Source organism: Micromonospora sp. WMMD1155 (assembly GCF_029581275.1).
Taxonomy (GTDB): Bacteria; Actinomycetota; Actinomycetes; order Mycobacteriales; family Micromonosporaceae; genus Micromonospora.
The window spans coordinates 6,930,405-6,951,150 of sequence record NZ_CP120742.1 but is presented as its reverse complement, the minus strand read 5'-3'; the positions used below and the strand labels follow the sequence as shown (position 1 = coordinate 6,951,150).

The 20,746-nt window shown below is 70.5% G+C and carries 19 protein-coding genes; 12 read left to right on the top strand and 7 right to left on the bottom strand.

The window, feature by feature from the left end; translation table 11 throughout:
* Positions 1-180: 180 nt before the first annotated feature.
* Entirely contained in the window at positions 181-993 is an 813-nt protein-coding gene (locus O7617_RS31815; protein ID WP_282260227.1) for a GNAT family N-acetyltransferase, read from the top strand.
* Positions 994-1,095: 102 nt separating this feature from the next.
* On the opposite strand, the gene O7617_RS31810 is transcribed toward O7617_RS31815, so the two are convergent.
* The gene (locus tag O7617_RS31810; RefSeq protein ID WP_282260225.1) at positions 1,096-2,172 is read right to left on the bottom strand and encodes a LacI family DNA-binding transcriptional regulator; all 1,077 of its coding nucleotides are present in this window, start codon (positions 2,170-2,172) and stop codon (positions 1,096-1,098) included.
* A 249-nt stretch (positions 2,173-2,421) separates the two neighbouring features.
* Here O7617_RS31810 and O7617_RS31805 point away from each other — a divergent pair, with 249 nt between their 5' ends.
* From O7617_RS31805 to O7617_RS31790, 4 genes are read left to right on the top strand one after another with little or no spacing between them, the layout of a single operon-like run.
* Positions 2,422-3,642, top strand: coding sequence for an extracellular solute-binding protein (locus O7617_RS31805; RefSeq protein ID WP_282260223.1), 1,221 nt, complete (start codon positions 2,422-2,424; stop codon positions 3,640-3,642).
* Entirely contained in the window at positions 3,639-4,751 is a 1,113-nt protein-coding gene (locus O7617_RS31800) for an ABC transporter ATP-binding protein (protein ID WP_282260222.1), read from the top strand. Before O7617_RS31805 ends, O7617_RS31800 begins: the two co-directional genes overlap by 4 nt.
* A complete protein-coding gene (locus O7617_RS31795) occupies positions 4,748-5,647 on the top strand; it encodes an ABC transporter permease (protein ID WP_282260220.1) in 900 nt (299 codons plus the stop codon). Before O7617_RS31800 ends, O7617_RS31795 begins: the two co-directional genes overlap by 4 nt.
* Positions 5,647-6,531 carry an ABC transporter permease gene (locus tag O7617_RS31790; RefSeq protein ID WP_282260218.1) on the top strand — a complete coding sequence of 295 codons (885 nt, stop codon included), beginning with the start codon at positions 5,647-5,649 and terminating at the stop codon, positions 6,529-6,531. Before O7617_RS31795 ends, O7617_RS31790 begins: the two co-directional genes overlap by 1 nt.
* A gap of 29 nt (positions 6,532-6,560) precedes the next feature.
* On the opposite strand, the gene O7617_RS31785 is transcribed toward O7617_RS31790, so the two are convergent.
* Together O7617_RS31785 and O7617_RS31780 are read right to left on the bottom strand one after the other, a co-directional pair.
* A complete protein-coding gene (locus O7617_RS31785; protein ID WP_282260216.1) occupies positions 6,561-8,108 on the bottom strand; it encodes an FGGY family carbohydrate kinase in 1,548 nt (515 codons plus the stop codon).
* A 100-nt stretch (positions 8,109-8,208) separates the two neighbouring features.
* Positions 8,209-8,922 carry a hypothetical protein gene (locus O7617_RS31780; protein ID WP_282260215.1) on the bottom strand — a complete coding sequence of 238 codons (714 nt, stop codon included), beginning with the start codon at positions 8,920-8,922 and terminating at the stop codon, positions 8,209-8,211.
* A 159-nt stretch (positions 8,923-9,081) separates the two neighbouring features.
* Here O7617_RS31780 and O7617_RS31775 point away from each other — a divergent pair, with 159 nt between their 5' ends.
* From O7617_RS31775 to O7617_RS31755, 5 genes are all read left to right on the top strand, one after another.
* A complete protein-coding gene (locus tag O7617_RS31775; RefSeq protein WP_282260214.1) occupies positions 9,082-9,534 on the top strand; it encodes an OsmC family protein in 453 nt (150 codons plus the stop codon).
* 163 nt (positions 9,535-9,697) lie between these two features.
* Complete coding sequence (locus O7617_RS31770; protein WP_282260212.1) at positions 9,698-11,098, top strand: non-reducing end alpha-L-arabinofuranosidase family hydrolase; 1,401 nt, start codon at positions 9,698-9,700, stop codon at positions 11,096-11,098.
* A gap of 327 nt (positions 11,099-11,425) precedes the next feature.
* On the top strand, positions 11,426-12,040 hold the full coding sequence (locus tag O7617_RS31765; protein WP_282260211.1) for a dihydrofolate reductase family protein: 615 nt from the start codon (positions 11,426-11,428) through the stop codon (positions 12,038-12,040).
* 44 nt (positions 12,041-12,084) lie between these two features.
* Positions 12,085-12,759, top strand: a complete 675-nt coding sequence (locus tag O7617_RS31760) for a hypothetical protein (RefSeq protein ID WP_282260210.1) — start codon at positions 12,085-12,087, stop codon at positions 12,757-12,759.
* A gap of 126 nt (positions 12,760-12,885) precedes the next feature.
* On the top strand, positions 12,886-13,779 hold the full coding sequence (locus O7617_RS31755) for an SGNH/GDSL hydrolase family protein (RefSeq protein WP_282260209.1): 894 nt from the start codon (positions 12,886-12,888) through the stop codon (positions 13,777-13,779).
* Between the two features lie 136 nt (positions 13,780-13,915).
* Here O7617_RS31755 and O7617_RS31750 read toward each other — a convergent pair whose 3' ends face one another.
* The gene (locus O7617_RS31750) at positions 13,916-14,632 is read right to left on the bottom strand and encodes a TetR/AcrR family transcriptional regulator C-terminal domain-containing protein (RefSeq protein ID WP_282260207.1); all 717 of its coding nucleotides are present in this window, start codon (positions 14,630-14,632) and stop codon (positions 13,916-13,918) included.
* 117 nt (positions 14,633-14,749) lie between these two features.
* Here O7617_RS31750 and O7617_RS31745 point away from each other — a divergent pair, with 117 nt between their 5' ends.
* Positions 14,750-15,730, top strand: a complete 981-nt coding sequence (locus O7617_RS31745) for an NAD(P)-dependent alcohol dehydrogenase (protein ID WP_282260206.1) — start codon at positions 14,750-14,752, stop codon at positions 15,728-15,730.
* A gap of 91 nt (positions 15,731-15,821) precedes the next feature.
* Entirely contained in the window at positions 15,822-17,246 is a 1,425-nt protein-coding gene (locus tag O7617_RS31740; RefSeq protein WP_282260205.1) for a serine/threonine-protein kinase, read from the top strand.
* A 457-nt stretch (positions 17,247-17,703) separates the two neighbouring features.
* Here the strand turns inward: O7617_RS31740 and O7617_RS31735 are convergent, their stop codons facing one another.
* The 3 genes from O7617_RS31735 to O7617_RS31725 all read right to left on the bottom strand — a co-directional run bounded on the left by O7617_RS31735 (position 17,704) and on the right by O7617_RS31725 (position 20,705).
* Positions 17,704-18,732: a glycoside hydrolase family 11 protein gene (locus O7617_RS31735; protein ID WP_282260204.1), complete on the bottom strand. Its 1,029-nt coding sequence runs from the start codon at positions 18,730-18,732 to the stop codon at positions 17,704-17,706.
* Between the two features lie 423 nt (positions 18,733-19,155).
* Positions 19,156-20,301 (bottom strand): DUF6596 domain-containing protein, encoded by a 1,146-nt coding sequence (locus O7617_RS31730; protein ID WP_282260202.1) that lies wholly within the window; start codon positions 20,299-20,301, stop codon positions 19,156-19,158.
* On the bottom strand, positions 20,298-20,705 hold the full coding sequence (locus O7617_RS31725; protein ID WP_282260200.1) for a YciI family protein: 408 nt from the start codon (positions 20,703-20,705) through the stop codon (positions 20,298-20,300). The genes O7617_RS31730 and O7617_RS31725 overlap by 4 nt, the downstream gene beginning before the upstream one ends.
* Positions 20,706-20,746: the final 41 nt, after the last annotated feature.

The window sequence follows — 20,746 nt, the reverse complement described above, 5'->3', positions numbered from 1 at the left end:
CCGGCGCGCACGACATTCGACAGATCGTGAAACGTCGATGCTGCGCGGTGCGACCGCAGCTCGGCAACGAGTTGTCGTTTCTTGCCGCGACCCGCGCGGCCTCAGGGCGTCCCGGCCGTTGCTGGGCCGCCCCACCCGAATCGGGTAGCGCCGCCCGCTCCCTCGTGGAACTGTCGCCGCGTGACTCAACCGACTCTGCGCACCGCCCGTCTGCTGATGGTCCCCCTCGCCGATCGGCACTTCGAACTGGAGGTCGAGCTCGACTCCGACCCGGAGGTGCTTCGCTACCTCACCGGGCGGGCGCGATCCAGGGACGAGGTGGCCGCGTCTCACGCGCGGAGGTTGGCGCTGTCCGGCACGGTGGACGGCCTGGGTTACTGGATGGCGTTCGGGTCCGATGGCGGTGCGCGCGGCACGGTAGCGCCGGAGCGCGAAGACGAGGGCGACTTCATCGGGCTCATGATGCTTCCGCCGGCACACGGCCCCGACCAGCCTGACGATCCCACCGTCGCGGAGTTGGGCTACCGGCTCGCCCGCCGCTGCTGGCGGAGAGGTCTGGCCAGCGAGGCATCCCAGGCCCTACTGGAGCATGCCTTCGACACGGTCGGGCAGAGCCGGGTGATCGCGCAGACCATGACGGTGAACGTCGGCTCTCAGGGCGTGATGAAGGCCGTCGGGATGCGGTACGTGCGCACGTACTTCCCCTCCTGGGACGACCCGATCCCAGGCATGGAATCCGGCGAGGTGGAGTACGAGATGACCCGTGAGATGTGGGAGGCGCGTCTGACGGTGTGGGGGCTGACGTTGACCACGGACATCGCACGGCAGGTCAGGCAGTGGCGGGCCGATGACTACACCTGGCGTGCGATCGCCGCCGCTGCCGACCAGCAATGGGGCACCGAAACCGGAGGCAACCAGCTCTTCGGGAGTGACCTCTGCCTAAAGAGCGCGCGGATGCTCGGTGAGAATCCGGATGCCGATCCCTGGAACTGATCGTCGGCGACCGCGGCCAACACGGACACCCGATCCGATGTGGAGGTGCTCGGTGAACCTGCTGATCTCGTCGTCACTGCCCCGTGGACCGAACCATCCCCGTCAGGACAGCTGGGCTGCCGGGTTGGTCGACTGTCGTTGGCGTACCCACGGTCGGGCGCGACCCGCGCTCCGGCGGGCGGCCGTCGAGTGGCGGACCACGAGGCGTACCGGCAGGACCATCGGCCGGCCGGCGTGCCCGGGGGCGCCCTCGATCATCGTGAGCAGGTGCCGGGTCGCCGCTGAGCCCTCCGCGTAGAAGGGCGCCGCGACAGTGGTCAGCCCGGGTGTGACGATGTCGGCGGCGAGGGTGTTGTCGAAACCCACGATGCTGACGTCGCCCGGGACGTCGACACCCCTCCGGGTGAGGCCGCGGATGAGCCCGATCGCCATCTGGTCGTTGAAGGCGAGGACGGCGGTCGCGGGGCGGGCGCGTAGTTCCTCGGCGGCTCGCTCGCCGCCCTCGATGGTCGGGCTGAACGGGCCGATCTGACGTACCTTGATCTCCAGCTCCATGCCGGCTTCGAGCAACGACCGCCAGCGGATGCCGTTCGGCCAGGACGCCTGCGGCCCCGCGACGTAGGTGATGTGGTCGTGGCCCAACTCCCCGAGGTGCTCGGCCGCCCGCCGGACCCCACGGGGGTTGTCGGTCACGACGCAGGGCACGTCGGCGACGGCCCGGTTGAGGACCACCACCGGCCGCTGCTTGGCGAACATTCGGATCGCCGAGTCCGACATCCGGCTGCTGGCCAGCACGATGCCGTCGACCGTCGACATGGTGCGTTCGATCGCCGCCCGCTCCAGCCGGTCGGACTCCTGGGCGTCGATGAGCACCGTGGTGTACTCGTCGTGCATCGCCGTCTCCTGCGCCCCGCGCACGATCCCGGCGTACACCGGGTTGGTGATGTCGGCGATGACGAGCGCGATCATCCGCGTGCGGGACGTGGTGAGGGCGCGGGCCAGCGGGTTGGTCCGGTAGCCCAGCCGCTCGGCGACCTGCCGGACCCGTTCGGCGGTCTCGGAATTGACGCGACTCGGGCGGGAGAAGGCACGGGACACGGTGGAGGGTGAGACGTCGGCTTCGGCCGCGACATCGTAGATCGTGGCTCTCTTGTCGGGCGGCCTGGTGTGGTCGGGCATCGATGCTCCCCCCGGCTACGCGCCGTGATCATGCTATGACGCCGGTGCGAACTCGGCAATGCCCCGGCAACATTCAGGCCCATGAACGTGTCCGCCCGAGGCAATACATGGCAACCCGTTGCCGTCACGGCGGGTCGGCTGCCTGAATGCCAGCACGGACGGCCCATGGCGGGCGGCCTGCGGGCGACCGGCCTGAGCGGAGCGTGGACCTACCTGGCCGGGCCGGGTAGCCGACGAAGGAGACGGCTGATGGGTATGACGCGGCGAGGCGCCCTCCTGGTCACGGCATCGTCGCTCCTGGTGGGCGCGGTCGGGTGCGGAGCGCCGGAGAGCCCCGGCGACACCTCGGGTGACACCTCCGGTGAGGTGCCGCAGCGACCCGGCCGGGCGGTGACGCTCAACGTGCTCGACGTGGCCGGCAACCTGCAGCTGACCCAGGGCATGATCGACGAGTTCGTGTCGAAGAACCCCGACGTGATCTCCCGGGTGACGTACTCGAAGGCACCGGCGCCCGAGCTGGCCGGCAAGATCAAGGCCCAGCAGGGTGCGGACCGGGTGGACATCGGTCTGGTGTTGACCGGCGTCGACGGCCTCGCCGCCGGGATCGAGCAGGGGCTCTGGGTCGACGTGCTGCCGACGTTCGCCGACCGCCTCGGTGGGATGCGGAACTACCTGGAACCGGCCGCCGCGATGCAGAAGCTCGCCGGCAACGCCGGCGTCACGGTCACCTACTACCCGTCCGGGCCGCTGCTCGAATACCTGCCGTCGCGCCTCGCGACGCCGCCCACCACCGCGCAGGCGCTCCTCGCCTGGGCGAAGGCCAACCCCAAGAGGTTCCAGTACGCCCGGCCCGCCAACTCCGGTCCGGGGCGTACGTTCCTGATGGGGTTGCCCTACATCCTGGGCGACACGAACCCCAAGGACCCCACCGCGGGCTGGGACAAGACGTGGGCCTTCCTCAAGGAGTTGGGTCAGTACGTCGACTACTACCCGTCCGGCACCACCGAGACGATGAAGAACCTCGCCAACGGCACCGCCCACCTGATCGTCAGCACCACCGGCTGGGACATCAACCCCCGCGTGCTGGGCACGGTGCCCAAGGACGCGAGGATCGCCACGATCGAGGGGTTCCACTGGGTCACCGACGCGCACTACGCCGTCATGCCGAAGGGTGTCTCGACCGACACCCAGGCCGCGGTGCTGGCCCTGCTGGCGTTCATGCTCACCCCCGAGCAGCAGGCGAAGGCGTACGACGAGGGGTACTTCTACCCCGGGCCGGCGGTGAAGGACGTCCAGCTCACCTCGGCGCCGCAGAAGAGCCAGGACGCCATCCGCGAGTTCGGGCGTCCCGAGTACGACGCGCTGATCGCCGGTAACCCCACCGAGGTCCCGCTGGACGCGAAGAGTCTCGTGGCGGCGTTCAACCGCTGGGACCGGGAGATCGGCGGCGGGAAGGTCAAGCAGGGATGAGCGCCTTCTCCCGACTGCGGTTGGACGGGGTGTCCCGCGACTTCGGCGGACAGGCCGCGCTCAGCGAACTGGACCTGACCATCGAGGCGGGGGAGTTCATCGCCCTGCTCGGCCCGTCCGGCTGTGGGAAGTCGACGGCGTTGAACTGCCTGGCCGGGCTCCTGCCGTTGACGGCGGGGAGCATCTGGCAGGACGTGCGCCGGATCGACACGCTACCGCCCGAGCGGCGCGGCTTCGGCATGGTGTTCCAGAGCTACGCGCTCTTTCCGCATCTGACGGTCCGGGCGAACATCGCCTTCGGGCTGCGGATGCGCCGGGTGCCCAAGGACGAGACGCGCCGACGTACGGAGGAGGCGGTGCGTCTGGTGCGGCTGGAGGACCACGTCGACAAGTTGCCCGGCCAGCTCTCGGGTGGTCAACAGCAACGCGTCGCCATCGCCCGCGCCGTCGTGTTCGAGCCGTCCCTCGTGCTGATGGACGAGCCGTTGAGCAACCTCGACGCCAAGCTGCGCCTGGAGATGCGTTCCGAGATCCGCCGGCTGCACCAGTCGCTCGGCCTCACCACGGTGTACGTCACCCACGACCAGGAGGAGGCACTCTCCCTGGCCGACCGGTTGGTGGTGCTGCGGGAGGGGCGGGTGCAGCAGGTCGGGTCGCCGCGCGAGTTGCACACCCGACCGGCGAACCGGCACGTCGCCGACTTCATGGGCTACCGCAACCTGTGGCCGGGCCGGGTCGACCAGGTCGACGGCGCCCGGGCCGCCGTCGAGTCGTCGGGTCACCGCCTGCTCGGCGAGGTGGTGGGGGACCTGCGCGCGGGGGCGGACGCGGTGCTCGCGGTGCGCCCCGAGGACATCCGCGTCGACGGGCCCGGCGAGACCCGAAACGCCATGTCGGCCACCGTCGAGGTGGTGGAGTACCAGGGGCGTGAGGTGGCGGCCGAGGCTCGTACCGACGCGGGCCTGTTGCTGCATCTGCGTACCGATCAGCGCATCGCACCGGGCGACCAGGTCAAGGTCGCCGTCGACCCGCAGCGGCTGCTGGTGTATCCCGCCGACAAGGCGCGGCGGACCGACCGTCTCGCGGACGCCTCGCAGGCGGCGCGGTGAGCGGCACCGGGTCCGGGCGACCGCCGGCGCACTGGCGGCACCGTCTCGCCGAGCGGGGCGTCGACCGCCAACTCTGGTTGCTGGTCCCGGCACTGGTCTTCGTGGTCGCCCTGTTCCTCTACCCGTTCTTCTACGGGCTGGGGCTCTCGTTCCAGCCGACCGAGGGCGGGCCGTTCAGCGACTACGCCCGGTTCTTCTCCGACGCCTACGAGCGCGGCACGATCTGGATCACCCTGCGGATCGCACTGCCGGCGGCGCTCCTGAACGTCCTCGCGGCGGTGCCGATCGCCTACCGGATGCGGGGACGTTTCCGCGCCAAGCGGCTGGTCACCACACTGCTGGTCGTGCCGATCACGCTCGGCACGGTGCTCACCGCCCAGGGGCTGCTGAACTTCCTCGGCCCGACCGGCTGGTTCAACCGGATCCTGCTGGCCACGAGCCTGGTCGACGAGCCGGTGCGACTGACCCACAACTACTGGGGCGTCTTCTTCTCCCTGGTGATCACCGGATTCCCGTTCGCGTTCCTGCTGGTGCTCTCGTACCTCTCCGGCATCGACCCCACCCTGGAACGGGCGGCCGCGACGCTGGGGGCGGACTGGCGTCGCCGGTTCACCCGAATCACCCTCCCGCTGCTGATGCCCGGCCTGGCCACGACCTTCTGCCTGACGTTCGTGCTGGCGTTCAGCGTGTTCCCGTCGGCCGTCCTGGTCGGCAACCCGGCCGGTGAGACACGGGTCATCTCCCTCGCCGCGTACCAGGCGGCCTACGAGCAGTACGACTATCCGTACGCGTCGGCCATCGCGATGATCATGGGCTTCGTCGAGTTGGTCGTCATCGTGCTGGTGTTGGCCGCGCGCAGCCGCTTCTACACCGGCTCCACCGGAGGCAAGGGCTGATGGCAACGATCACCGAGGCGCCACCGGTGCCGCCCCCCGCCCGCACCGGACGGCGGCGCATCACCGCGCGACCGGCCGCCTGGATCGTGTGGGGCGTCGTCGTCTTCTTCTTCCTCAACCTGCTGGGCGTCGTCGCCTCCGTGCTGGTCAGTTCGTTCGGCCGGCGCTGGTTCGACACCTGGCTCCCGGACGGCTACACCACGAGCTGGTACGGGCGGGCCTGGGAGGAGTTCGCCCTCCTGCGGGTCATCGTCGTGACGCTGGAGGTCTCCGTACTCGTCGTGGGCCTCTCGCTGCTGATCGGCGTGCCGGCGTCCTACGTGCTCGCGCGGCGTTCGTTCCCCGGAAAAAGGCTGATCTTCCTCGTGTTCCTGTTGCCCATCCTGATGCCACCGATCACGTACGGCATCCCACTGGCGACCGTCCTCTACAAGTTCGGCCTGGCCGGCAACATGTCCGGGGTGGTGCTCGCCAACCTCGTACCCTCGGTGCCCTTCGTCATCCTGACCATGACCCCGTTCATCGAACAGATCGACCCGCGGATCGAGAGCGCCGCGCGCATGTGCGGCGCGGGCCTGCGGACGGTGTTCCTCCGGGTCCTCGCGCCGTTGCTGGTCCCGGGCATCCTCGCCTCCGCGATCCTCGTCCTCGTCCGGACCGTGGGGATGTTCGAGCTGACCTTCCTCACCGCCGGACCGGACTCGCAGACCCTCGTCGTGGCGCTCTACTACTCGATGTCGGCGTCCGGGATCCGGGCCCAGCAGTCGGTCGACGCCATGGCGGTCATCTACACCTCGATGATGCTCGTCCTGCTCGTCGTCGCCCTGCGCTACGTCAACCCGACGCAGCTCGTGGCGCGGGTCAAGGACGAGCCGGAGCACTGAGCGTCGGCGCGCCGCCCCGCCCTGTCCGGTCAACCACCCACGCCGGTCCGCCGGCCGAGGTGCGGCTCGGCCGCCTCGTCGAGGATCTCACCCACCCGCCCGACGACCGCGTGGAGTGCGGGCAGCTTCGTGCGTAGACCGCGGTACACCGCGGCGTGGGCCGGGTCGACAGCGACCGGCTCGCTGCGGGTGCCCTCGGGGTCGAGCCGGGTGACGGCCGCCCGAAGGTCGTGAGCGAGACCGATCGCGAAGAGCCCGAGCGCTGCCGCGCCGAGGGTGGCGTCGTCAGCCGCGGCGTCCGACGCCCGCACCGGACAATCCAGGACCGCCGCCATCACCTGCCGCCACAGCGGAGAACGGAACGCGCCACCGGCCAGGCGGACACTGTCGACCGGCGTCAACGCGGCCAGGCGGTCACGGACACCGCCGAGGTGCAGACAGACACCCTCGACGGCGGCCCGCACCAGGTGACCACGGGAGTGCCGGCCGCGTAACCCCAGATACGCGCCCGGCGGGCCGGAGCCCTCCGGGAAGGCGCGGTCGTCCCCGACATGGGGCAGCATCACGAGGCCGTCGCTTCCCGGGGCGATCCGCTCGGCGAGCGTCAGGAGCGCGGGCGGGGTGTCGGACGCCGCGGGATGGTCGGGCGCGAGGGCGTGACCGGCCCAGCGTACGACGTCGCCGACGGTCCGGCCGACGACCCACGCGTCCTCGGTCAACGCGCCGCAGGAGAAGCCCTCCGCTGCGTCGACGAGGGGAGCCGCGACCACCGTCCACAGGGTGCCGGTCGTCCCGAGCGTCAGGCCGCCGACGGTGCTCTCGATCGCCGCGGCGCCCAGACTACGTAACGGTTCGTCGGCCGCGCCCACCACGACGGGCGTGCCGGACGGCAGACCGACCGACCGCCCGGCCGTCGCCGAGAGCCGCAGGACGGCTGTGGTGGGCAGGACCGGGGGCAGGTGACTCTCGGACACCCCGACGAGGTCGAGGACGGCCCGACTCCACACCCGCCGGTGGACGTCGAACAGCCCGGTGCCGGACGCCGACGACAGCTCGGTCACCAGCGTCCCGGTCAGCCGGTGGACCAGATAGTCCTTGAGACCGATCCACCACCGCGTCGCTGTGCAGAGGTACGGCTCGTGGCGGGCGAACCACATCAGTTTGCAGAGCGGGCTGCCCGGATGCACGGGGGTGCCCGACAACCGGTGCAGCTCTCGACTCTGACCGGAGGACCGTAGGTCGCGGGCCACGTCGGCGGACCGCGAGTCGTACCTGGTGAGCAACGGTGTCATCGGCGTCAGCGCCGCGTCCAGCCCGATCAGGCCGTGCCCGGCGCAACTGAGCGCGATGGCGACGACCTCCGCGCCGGGGGTGCCGGCGACACACGCGGACATCGCCGCCAGGGTGGCCGCCACCAGGACGTCGGGCTCCTGCACCAGCCAGCCCGGTACCGGTTGCCGCAGTGGGCACTGCCGGGTCGCGACGTGCGGGGCGGTCCCGTCCAGCGCGAACGATGCCGCCCGGACGGTCGTGGTGCCCACGTCGACGGCGAGGATGACACGACGTCCCGGCCCCATGCGGCAATGGTCGAGCGGTGTTCGCCGGGTCGGCAAGCGGTTGCGCGCTGTTGTCGTCGCCCCGGCCCGTCGCCGCGACGAGCGGTAGCCTCTCGGCTGCTCAGACCAGGAAGTTCTCCCGCATCCTCGCGCCCAGGTTGATCCCACCCACGGTGCGCGGGCCGGCCGGGTCGTGCACGCTGACCGTGTTGTTGCGGCGCATCAGCTCACGTACCGCCGGTGGCAGGCGGGGCGGATCGTCCATGGCGGCGAGGACCTGCCCGGCGCTCAGGATCAGTCGGTCGGCCAGGGCGGCGGCGTCGGTGTCGACCCGTACCCGTCCGTACTCCCAGGCGGCGGTGGTGAGGTCGAGCACCTCGAACACGCGGGTCAGCAGCGGGTTCGGGTCGGTCACCCGGTCGAGTCGCGGCGCGCGGCTGCCGACCACGGTGACCGCGGCGGCCACCTGCGCGTACGGGTGGAAGCCGCTCGGCAGGGCGAACAGCGGCCAGCGCAGGGCGTGACCGGCCTCCACCCACAGCGGCCGGTAGTTGCGGCGGTGCACCAGGAGACGTCGACCCGTCCGGCGGTGGATCTCCTGAGCCTGGGCCTGAAGGTCCACGTGGGCCTCGTCGGCGACCTGGCTCACGATCCGGGCTGCCACCACCAGGCCGTCGTCGCTGTCCAGCGCTGCGGTCAGCGCCTGGACCTGGTCCGGGAATCGGACCTGCGCGTGGGCGCCGTAGCGGGACTGGGCGTCCCGCAACAGCGTCTGCTGTCGTCCCGGGTCGAGCTGGACCCGCCTACCGCCCAGCAACCGCCGGAGCCAACGCATGTCGCCTCGTTTCAGCAGAGCCGTCGTGGACGGCGGCAATGCTAGTGCCTCGTCCGTTCCTCCCTTGCGGACGGGGTGGCGGACCGAGCGTGACCACGAAGCCGACGGGGATCGGCACTCGCCGCACGATCCCGGCGAAGCCTGGGTAGTTTTCCTGTCATGAGTGAGGACACTTTCCGGTCGGTGCGGATCGAGCGCACCAGCGTGGGTAACTACGTCGCGCACAACGTCCGCGGCGGGTCGGTGTCGCTGGGCACGGGCGAGGACTCCAGCTTCACGCCGGTGGAGCTGCTCCTGGCGGCGATCGGCGGTTGCAGCGCGGTCGACGTCGACCACATCACCAGCCGCCGTGCCGAGCCCCGCCAGTTCTCCGTCGCGGTCACCGGCGACAAGATCCGGGACGAGCTCGGAGGGAACCGGATGGAGAACATCACCGTCGAGTTCACCGTGACGTTCCCGGCGGGCGCGGACGGAGATCGGGCGCGCGAGGCGTTGCCCCGCTCGGTGCAGCAGTCGCACGACCGACTCTGCACGGTTTCCCGCACCGTCGAGCTGGGCACGCCGGTCTCGGTCGCCATCGCCGCCGGCTCGGCCGGGGAAGACCCGCTCTGAGCACGTCAAGCTAGTCTGTAGAGAATTAACAACATCAATGGTTTGAGGTTATGGGAGCGCTCCCGTAACATACCTGACGCGGCCTGTTAACGCTCACATGCGCTTCACTCGCAGTGACCACCGCCAATGCATTCGGCCGCCATCCCCGTCAGGAAGGTGCTATATGACCAGATCCAGAGCTACCAATGTCGGCCTGGTCTCGGCCGGCGTTGCCCTGCTGGTGTCGTCGTCGGTCGTCGCGGCGTTGCCGGCCGGCGCCGCGGCAGCGGGTTGTTCGGTGAACTACGCCGTGGCGTCGCAGTGGCAGGGCGGTTTCACCGCCAACGTGGCGGTCACGAACCTGGGCGACCCGCTCACCAGCTGGACGTTGACGTGGTCGTACGGCGCCGGGCAGACGGTGACGCAGGCGTGGAGCACCTCGGTGACGCAGAGCGGATCGGCGGTGACGGCGAGGAACGTGAGCTACAACGGCGCGGTCCCGACCAACGGCTCGGTGTCGTTCGGCTTCAACGGCTCGTGGACGGGCAGCAACCCGGTGCCGACGAGCTTCGCCCTGAACGGTGTCACCTGCACCGGTGGCACGACGCCGACGACCCCGCCGCCCACGACCCCGCCGCCCACCGACCCACCGCCGACGACGCCGCCCCCGACCAACACGTGTGACCTTCCGTCGTCGTACCGGTGGTCGTCGACTGGTGCGTTGGCGCAGCCGAGGTCGGGTTGGGTGTCGTTGAAGGACTTCACCGTCGCGCCGTACAACGGCCAGCAGCTCGTCTACGCCACCACCCACGACACCGGCACCAGGTGGGGTTCGATGAACTTCGGGTTGTTCTCGAACTACTCGCAGATGGGCTCGGCGAGCCAGAACGCGATGAACAACGCGACCGTGGCGCCGTCGTTGTTCTACTTCGCGCCGCGCAACATCTGGGTGCTCGCGTACCAGTGGGGTGGCCCGGCGTTCTCGTACCGGACCTCCAGCGATCCGACCAACCCGAACGGGTGGTCGTCGCCGCAGACGCTGTTCAGCGGCAGCATCACGGGTTCGGGGACGGGGCCGATCGACCAGGCGGTGATCGGTGACAGCCAGAACATGTACCTGTTCTTCGCCGGGGACAACGGCAAGATCTATCGGGCGAGCATGCCGATCGGGAACTTCCCGGGCAGCTTCGGGTCGAACTACACGACGATCATGAGTGACACGACGAACAACCTGTTCGAGGCCGTCCAGGTCTACAAGCTCCAGGGTCTGAACAAGTACCTGATGATCGTCGAGGCGATCGGGTCGCAGGGTCGCTACTTCCGCTCGTTCACGGCCAGCAGCCTGGGTGGTTCGTGGACGCCGCAGGCCACCAGTGAGAGCAACCCGTTCGCGGGCAAGGCCAACAGCGGTGCCACCTGGACCAACGACATCAGCCACGGTGAGCTGCTGCGGACCAGCGCGGACCAGACGATGACCGTGAACGCCTGCAACCTGCAACTGCTCTACCAGGGTCGTTCCCCCAACTCGGGCGGCGACTACGGCCTCCTGCCGTACCGCCCGGGTCTGCTGACCCTGCAACGCTGACCGGGTTCGATCACGCTCGACCGACCCGGAACGGGCGGGCTCGGCGTCACGCCGAGCCCGCCCGCACCACGCCGAGCGCAGAAGATCCACCGGCCGCACCGGGTCCTCGCCGTACGGCCGGGGCCCGGTCGGTTCCAGCGCTGAGGCCGGCGGGGACGTCCGTGTAAGGATGATGTGTGAGCTGGCGGCTCGAAACCTGGTACTGGCTCGCTCCCGCGACGTCCGACTGACGAAAGCGGACACGACACGCGTCACCGGGGCAGCCGGCGGCTGACGAGTTTGGAACGATGGGCCTACCGACATCATCCGACTCGAAGGGACCCCGTGATGGCGAAGGTCATCTCCACGCTGTTCATCTCGGCCGACGGCGTGGCCGAGATCGACCCTGACTGGCACTTCCCGTACTTCGACGAGAACATGGGGCGCGCCGTCACGGAGGACTACGAAGCCGCCGACGTGCTGCTCATCGGCCGCGAGACCTACGACAGCTTCGCCGGCGCCTGGCCGGACCGGGAGGCCGCCGGTGGGGAGGACGCGCCGTTCGCCAAGCAGCTCGGGGATGTCCGCAAGGTCGTCGTCTCCCGTCAGGCGTTGGACTTCTCCTGGCGTAACTCCGAGCTGATCAAGGGTGACCTCTTCGACGCCGTCGCCGCGCTGAAGGCGGACCCGGGTGTCCGTGGCATCCTCATTCCCGGGTCCATCTCGGTGGTGCAGCAACTGCTCGCCGCGGGGCTGGTCGACGAGCTGCGCCTGTTGGTGCACCCGGTGGCGGCCCGCAAGGGACGCAAGCTGTTCGACGAGGGCGACTCGGCGTACCACCTGCGCGTGGTGGCGACGGAGACGTTCCCGACGGGGGTGCTCCGCGTGATCTATGCACCGGCCCCGGCTCCCACCCCGACCGGCTACGACGACGTCAGGGACCAGGTGCCCGCCGGGAACTAGTCGGGCCGTCCAGTCCGTCGTACGCCCGTGTGAAGATTCGCGCCGTGACCGAATGGACGTACAACGACCGCCCCGACGGCGTGCGGTTCCTGACCGACCGCATCCCCGAGCCGGGGCGCGGCGCGATCGAGGCCGAGCTGTGGTCCTGGATCGTGCGCGGTGAGGATGACGCGGACGATTTCGTCGACTTCTTCGACGACGACGAGGAGCGCTGCGGCGCCACCGACGACGAGCTGCGGGCGGCGCACGGCAAGGCGCTGGCTGCTCGGCGGGCGCAGCAGCGGCAGTGGGGTGAGGTGAGCGGCAACATCTCCCGGGCCTTCGGCGAGCTCAACGAGCTGGGGGTGTTGGCCCGGGAGAATTTCAGCTGTTGTGGCACCTGCGCGAGCGCCGAGATCGACGACGAGCGCGACGACTCCCGGCACTGGCGCGGGTTCCTCTGGTTCCACCAGCAGGACACCGAGTCGCTGCTCGCCAGCGAGGACGGCGAGGTCTACCTCGGCTACGGCGTCTACCCGCCAGCCGACTTCGACGAGACCGCCTACGCGCGTCTGTCCGAGGCCGAGCAGCAGGCCGGCTATCAGGCCGACCTGGAACGACTGCTGGACGACGTCGCGTTCCCGGTGCTGCGCAAGCACGGCATGCGGGTGGAGTGGAACCGCAAACAGTCCAAGCGGATCAGAGTCACCGGCGCCCAGTGGTACGCGCCGTTGGGCTGAGCGCCACCGCGTCCACCCACACCCCGAAGTCCTGTTTAGTGAGGTCTATCTATATTGACGTTCGGCGTTGGCGGGGACAGGATCCTGGCACCACCACCCCCGTGATCCCCCTCCTTGGGAGGCGCCATGACCCGTCCCCGCCTGCCCCTCCTGCGGTCCGCCACCCGGCTGGCCGCACTCGCCCTGGCCACCGCCGGTGTGCTGTTCACCGTCGCCACCCCCGCCAGCGCGGCCGTGCCCACCGGCCGTTACGTCGCGCTGGGCGACTCGTACACCGCAGGCCCCCTGATCCCCACCCAGGTCGACCTGAACTGCCTACGGTCCAACCGCAACTATCCATCGCTGGTGGCCGCGGCCGCCGGCTCGTCGTCGTTCGCCGACGTCAGTTGTTCCGGAGCCACCACTGACGACATCCTCTCCGGTGGCAGCGGTCAGCTGGGCACCGCGCTGCCGCCGCAGCTCAACGCGGTCACGTCGAGCACGGCGCTGGTGACGGTGCAGATCGGCGGCAACGACATCGGCTTCTCGGGCATCATCAGCGACTGCGCCGAGGCGAGTCTCAGCAGCCCGCTCGGGTCACCGTGCAAGAACCGCTACACCGCCGGAGGCGTCGACCAGTTGCAGGCGAGGATCGTCGCCGCGACGCCGAAGGTGACCGCCGTGCTCCAAGCCGTCCGCCGGGCCGCGCCGAGCGCGCGGGTCGTGGTGTTGGGGTACCCGGCGATCCTGCCCGACACCGGTTACGGCTGCTGGCCCGTCGTCCCGATCGCCTACCAGGACGTGCCGTACCTGCGTACCGTCGAGAAGTCGCTCAACGCGATGCTGGCCGGCGTCGCGAGTGCGAACGGCGCCACCTACTCCGACGTGTACACCCCGTCGATCGGCCGCGACGCGTGCAAGGGCAGCAGCACCCGGTGGGTCGAGGGGCTGGTGCCGCAGAACGCGGCCGCGCCGTTCCATCCGAACGCCCGTGGCGAACAGGGCATGGCCACGGCTCTGCTCGCCACGCTGAACAACTGACCGAGCCCGCGAGCCGGCCCCGTCGCAGGTGGCGGGGTCGGCACCCGGGTAGCTCAGGCCCTTGATGCGCGCGACGCCGACCCCATGTGCTCGGGGCGGGACGGTCGCCCTGGCATAGCGGTCCGCTGCGGACGTCTCAGCCGGGTCGGTGTGCGGAGGTCCAGCCGTGCCGGTGCAGCCGTTCGACGCCGTCGAGGAGCAGGTCCAGCGCGAACTCGAATTCGAACCGGTCGTCGCAGCCCTGCCCGACGACGGACGCGTCGTCGTGCGAGGCCGCCGCGGCGATCTCCGCGACGTGCGGGAATCTGGCCGCGACCTCCGGTGGGAGGGCCGTCGGCGGGGTCGGGTCGGTTCGGCCGGATCGACCGGCGCGCCGGTCGGCGTCGAAGAGTTCCTGACTGAAGCCGAGGATCCGACTGCCCATCGCGTGCATCACGTGGTGGGTCAGGTCGACGGAGAATCCGCCGGCGCGAAACGTCCCGATCATGGAGTCGAGGTAGGCGAGGATGGCCGGTGTCGCCATGTTCCGCGACTCGATCGCCAGCGGCGCCCAGGGGTGGCGTTGCAGCACCTCCCGCGCCGAGAGGATTCGTCCGCGGATCGCACGTTTCCAGTCGGCGCCGGGCTCGGACTCGCCGATCTCGCCGACGACCACGTCGATCATGCCGTCCAGCAGCTCGTCCTTGTTGGCCACGTGCTTGTAGAGGGCCATCGGCACGACACCCAGGTCCTGCGCGAGGTTGCGCATGCTGAGGGACTCGATCCCGGCCTCGTCGGCGAGCGCGACCGCGGCGCGGAGGACCCGGCCCCTGCTCAGCGGCGTGCGGGGCAGCGTCTCCGCCTGCTCGGCCATCTCGCTCCTCGTCGTCCGGTGGAACAACCGAACCCTAAACCCCTTGACGGGTGTACGGCGTACACCTAGCCTTCGTGGTGTCAGGTGTACGCCGTACACCTAGAAAGGGGTGAAGCCATGAAGGCGATCGTCCAGGACCGGTACGGCCCACCCGAGACACTCACCCTCGCGGACGTGGACACGCCGGTGCCCGCCCCCGACGAGGTGCTGGTGAGGGTGGAGGCCGCCGCGCTCAACGCGTACGACTGGCATGCCATGCGGGGCGATCCCCGGATGGCGCGCCTGGCCCTGGGGCGGTCCCGGCCCCGGGCCCGCATCCGTGGCCGGGACTTCGCCGGCCGGGTCGAGGCCGTCGGCGCTCGCGTCCGACAGGTCAGCCCGGGCGATGCCGTCTTCGGCGACCTCGGTGACGCCAACGGCGCGTTCGCGGAGTACGTGTGCGTTCCCGAGACCCTGGTCGCGGCGAAGCCCGCGAATCTGACCCCGCAACAGGCCGCGGCTCTGCCGCTGGCCGGTGTCACCGCGCTCATGGGGCTGGACGCCGGGGAGGTCGGGCCCGGTCACCGCGTTCTCGTCAACGGCGCCTCCGGCGGCGTCGGCACTCTCGCGGTCCAGTTGGCCACGGCGCGTGGCGCGACAGTGACGGCCGTGTGCAGCACCCGCAACGTCGACCTGGTCCGCTCCCTCGGCGCCGACCACGTCGTCGACTACACCCGCGACGACTTCGCCCACGACAACCGTCGCTACGACATGGTCTTCGACCTGGTCGGCAACCGCTCGTTGCGAGCACTTCGGCGGGTGCTGACCCCGACCGGGACGCTGGTGCTCTCCGGCGGAGGGGTGTACCGGGGAGGCAGCCTCATCGGGCCGATCGGGCTCATCGCACGCGGACGGTTGCTCGCGCCCCTCGTCCGGCACCGCATCGTCGTCCTCACGGCCGTGCCCGGTCGGCAGCACCTCGACACGCTGCGCACGCACGTCGAAAGCGGCCGTGTCGCACCGGTCATCGACCGGAGTTACCCCCTGCACGAGGTGCCCCAGGCCATGCGGTACCTCGAAGAAGAGCACGCGCGGGCCAAGGTCGTCATCACCGTCTGACCGGCCACGACGTGCCGCTGCGACGTCGACCTGGGACCCGACCCGGCATCGCGGTGCTTGAGATCGGCGCGACCGGGGTACCGACAGTGTCATGCCGATTGTGGGGCAAGTCATCGGAGACCGGTACCGCCTGCTGGAGAGCATCGCCAGCGGTGGGATGGGTGACGTCTGGCGGGCGGTCGACGAGACGCTGGACCGCTGCGTCGCGATCAAGATGCTGCAACCCCGGTTGGTCACCGACGCCGGCTTCGGCGAGCGGTTCCGGCGCGAGGCCCGGGCGATGGCCGCGCTGCGGCACCCCGGCGTCGCCCAGGTCTACGACTACGGCGAGGTGTCCGAGCCCGACGCTCCGGTCCTCGCGTACATCGTCATGGAGTGTGTGCAGGGGCAACCCCTGTCGGAGAAGATCGCCGAGGTCGGTCGGCTGGGCGTGGCCGAGACGATGTCGATCGCCGCCCAGACCGCCCGTGCGCTTCAGGCCGCCCACGACGCGGGCGTCGTACACCGGGACGTCAAGCCCAGCAATCTCGTGATCGAGCCGGACGGGCACGTCGTGCTCGTCGACTTCGGCGTCGCGGTGACGCCGGAGGCGGCGAGCCTGACCGGTACGAACCAGGTCGTCGGCACCGCCCTCTACATGGCACCCGAGCAGGTGACCAGAAGCGAGATCACACCGGCGATCGACATCTACGCCCTGGGGGCCGTCGCCTACCACTGCCTCGCCGGTAGGCCGCCCCACCAGGGCGACAACGCCGTCGCGGTGGCGCTGCGGCACCTCGAAGAGGAGCCTCAGTCGTTGCCCGACGACGTCCCGGCGGCGGTCCAGCGACTGGTCGCCAGCGCGATGGCGAAGGACCCCGCCCGTCGCTTCCCGACGGCGGGAGCCATGGCCACGGCGGCGCAGGCGCTCACGGATCAGTCCGACCAGTTGCTGCGGACCGCCGTCGCGGCACCGGTCGGAGCGCCGGCCGAGCGCACGGAGGTCCAGGGGGCGGTCGTCGGCGGGGCGGCGAAGCGATCGGGCGGTCCCGGGCCGAAGGTGCTCGCCGCGCTTGTCGGATCGATGGCCGCCGCAGCCGCCGTCCTGGTGTTCGCCGACCCCACCGGAGTCATGCCGGGCCGGACCGGGCAACCGTCGACCCCGCCCACGGTGTCGCCGACGGTGCCGTCGCAGCGCGATCCCGGCCCCGGTGGCGGCGGCGGCGAGCCGGCCACCCGCGGCTCGGCGGGCCTGCCGGTCCGGGCGACCGGCTCGGCGACCACGACCCCGACGCCCAGCGGCTCGGCCGACGCGGAGACGCCCGAGCAGTCGACGTCGCCCGACGAGAGCACCGAGGGTGGGGCCGAGCCCACCTCGTCCGGAAGCGCCCCGACGACGGCTCCGACGGGTGGCCCGACGACGGCGCCGACCGAGACGTCCTCGGAGGAACCCGAGGAAGAGCCGGCGGCGGACCCGACGAAGAAGCCGTCGGCGGAGGAGTCGGCGGCGGAGACCTCATCGGCACCCCGGGTCTAGTCCTCCGGTAGGAGTCGACCGACCCGCGCCCATCGGACCCCCGCCCGTGCCCTCGCGCCCCTGCGCCTCGTGCCCTCACGCCCCTCGCGCCTCGTGCCCTTGCGCCTCGCGCTTCCGCGCCTCGCGCTTCCGCGCCTCGCGCTTCCGCGCCTCGCGCTTCCGCGCCTCGCGCTTCCGCGCCTCGCGCTTCCGCGCCCAAGATCCGCGCAACTACCCGGATGTTGCTGCCTCCGGCAAGTGGGAGGCAGCAGCAACCCTGATGTTGCGCGGATCTTGTGGACGTGCGCTCGGCGCGGGGCAGCCGCGCCGGTGTCCCGCGCCGGTGTCCCGCGTCGGTGTCCCGCGTTCGTGTTCCGTGCCCGTGTCGCGCGCATGCCGACCGGCCGGGCGGGCGACAGCGATCTGGCGTGGCGGCCTCGGCCGCCACGCCAGATCGTGACTCGGGAATTGCTCGCTGTCAGCTGGTGCGGCAGCTGACCGTCGGCCAGGTCCAGTTGCCGTTGGCCATGATCGTGATGCCGAAGTTGTTGCCGTTGCCGTTCGGCCTGGCCGTCACCGTGCCGCTGGTGCCGCTGACCGAGGCGTTCCAACTGTTCTGGATGCTCTGGCCGCCGTTGAGATTGAGGCTGACCACCCAGTTGTTGGTGCCGCTGACCGCGACGTTCAGGTTGAACCGGTCACCCCACTGCTGACCGGCGGAGAGCACCGCGGTGCAGTTGCCGGTGCCCGGGTTGCCGGTGGTCGGCGGGGTGGTCGGGTTGCCGCCGCCGCCCTCCCAGACGTTGATGTCGGAGCTGCCCTGGCTCTGGTAGCCCTCGGTGGCCATGATCTGGTAGGCGTGGTTGCTGCCCAGGTTCAGGCCGGCGCGGGCCCAGGCGTCGAAGTGGTTGGCGGTGGTGATGGTGCCACTCGACCGCTTCTGCTGACGGACGCTCCAGTACTGGTAGAACGTCTGGGTGCCGTCGATCGACGGGGCGTTGACCCGCTGGCTGCGCAGGATGTCGTAGGTGCCGCCGTCGGTGGTGACGGTGCCCAACCGGGTGGCGCCGCTGCTCGGGTTGTAGTTGCCGAAGTTCTCCACCACGTAGTACTCGATCAGCGGGTTGCGCGTCCATCCGTACAGGGCGAGGTAGGTGTTGTTGTTACCCGGGTTGTAGCTGCCCGAGTAGCTGACCGTACGCCGGTTGCCGGTGGCCCAACCCTTGCCGCCGACCCAGTTGTTGGTGCTCCGGTCCCAGCTGCTGGAGTATCGGCCGTTCTCGCGCAGCGTCATGCTGGCGTTGCCGCTGTCCTTCCAGAACGAGAAGTAGTACCCGTTGTGGGTGCCGGTGGTGTTCGAGGTGACCGTCCGGTCGGCCTCGGCGTACGCGTTGGTGGCCGTCATCGTGCCGGCCACGACCACGACAGCGGCGCACGCGGCACCGACGAGCAGCCGTAGGCGGCCGCGCCGGGATGGTGCGATAGGGATGTCGCTGGTGTCGCTCATGGGGGTGTTTCCTCCTTGTGAGAGCTGGCGGGGGCCAGCAATGCGGCACGTCTCGGCAGGCTGCCGGTGGCTGGGTGGCGGCCACTGTCGTCGTACCGCGTGGTGGTGGTGTGCCGGTCGTCCTGCACGACGACCGGAGGAGTGGGTCGCGGTGGCTGGTGCGACGGTAATTGAGCGCCGTCGATGGGGACCGTATTAACCCGGTCGTCGCCTTGTCAACAATTTCCGGAAACATAGCGGTAGGAAGGCGACGGCCGTTGAGTTGTCGCAGGGTGACGTCTCGCCAGGTCAGTAGTCGATCAGCGCCGCCCGGGAGCCGTAATGATCGTTCTGGGCGCACGGATGATCGGCCGAAAACTTCCGGACACTTTCCGGACCGCAATCATCCGATGATCGGCGGGGTTCGGAGAAGCCGGAGACGGGTCAGCGGGGCGGCAGTGCGTTGAGCCGGGCGGCCTGACGGGTCAGGTGGTCACGCTCGGCGAGGTTGGGAGCCTGGCGGGCCGCCGCGGCGTACAGCCGTGCCGCCGTGGTCACATCTCCGTCGCGTTCGTGCAGGTACGCCGCCACCGCCGCGTAGCGGGGCAGGGACTCGTCCAGCGTCGCCAGCACCGCGAGACCCGCCCGTGCGCCGTCGGCCTCGCCGACCGCCACCGCGCGGTTGAGCCGGACGACCGGACTGTCGGTCAGGCGCACGAGTTCGTCGTACCACTCGACGATCTGCACCCAGTCGGTCTCCTCGGCGACCGGCGCGTCCGCGTGCAGCGCGGCGACGGCCGCCTGGGCCTGGAACTCGCCCAGCCGGTCGCGGGCGAGGGCCGCCTGGAGGATCGCGACGCCCTCGGCGATCGACCCGGTGTCCCACCGGCTGCGGTCCTGGTGGGCCAGGGGCACCAGGCTGCCGTCGGGTGCGGTCCGGGCGGCGCGCCGGGCGTGGTGCAGCAGCATGAGAGCGAGCAGCCCCGCCACCTCGGGATGGTCGAACGCCGCCCGGAGTCGCCGGGTGAGGCGGATGGCCTCGGCGGCGAGGTCGACGTCGCCGGAGTAGCCCTCGTTGAAGACCAGGTAGAGGACGCGCAGCACGGTCGCGACGTCGCCGGGTCGGTCGAACCGCACTGTCGAGACGGTGCGTTTCGCCCGGCTGATGCGCTGCGCCATGGTCGCCTCGGGGACCAGGTAGGCGTGCGCGATCTGCCGAGTGGTCAGACCTCCGACCGCGCGCAGCGTGAGCGCGACCGCCGACGACGGCGTCAGCGACGGGTGGGCGCACAGGAAGTAGAGCCACAGCGTGTCGTCCACCGCCGGCACCGGACCGGGTGCCGGCTCCTCGTCGACGGCCTCCTCGCGTCGGCGGCGGGCCGCGTCCGCCCGGGTCGCGTCGAGGAACCGGCGCCAGGCCACGGTGACCAGCCAGCCCTTCGGATCCCGTGGTGGGTCGGTCGGCCAGACGCGGACCGCCTCGACCAGGGCGTCCTGCACGGCGTCCTCGGCCGCCGCGAAGTCGACTCCGCGGCGGACGAGGACGCCGAGCACGCTCGGGGTCAGCCCCCGGAGCAGGGACTCGTTCACTCGGTGATGGTGGGCGGCTCGGTCAGGAACGGGCGCAGTTCGAGCCACTCGTGGATCGGCTTCCCGCCCGCCCCCGGGGCCGCCGACAGCTCCCCGGCCAGCTCGACGGCGCGCTCGTAGCTGTCGACGTCGATCACCATCCAGCCGGCGATCAGGTCCTTGGTCTCGGCGAACGGGCCGTCGGTGACCGGCGGGCGCCCCTCGCCGTCGTACCTGACGAAGGTCCCGGTGGGGGCGAGGGCCTGTCCGTCGACGAACTCGCCGCTCTCCTCGAGCCGCGCGGCGAAGTCGCGCATGTACTGCATGTGGGCCGAGACCTCTTCCGGCGCCCACTGGTCCATCGGCACGTCGTTGACCGCCTCGGGGGCGCCACGGTAGTGCTTGAGCAGCAGGTACTTGGCCATCGTGGTTCTCCTCGACGTTGGTGCGCGACCCATCGTGGTCG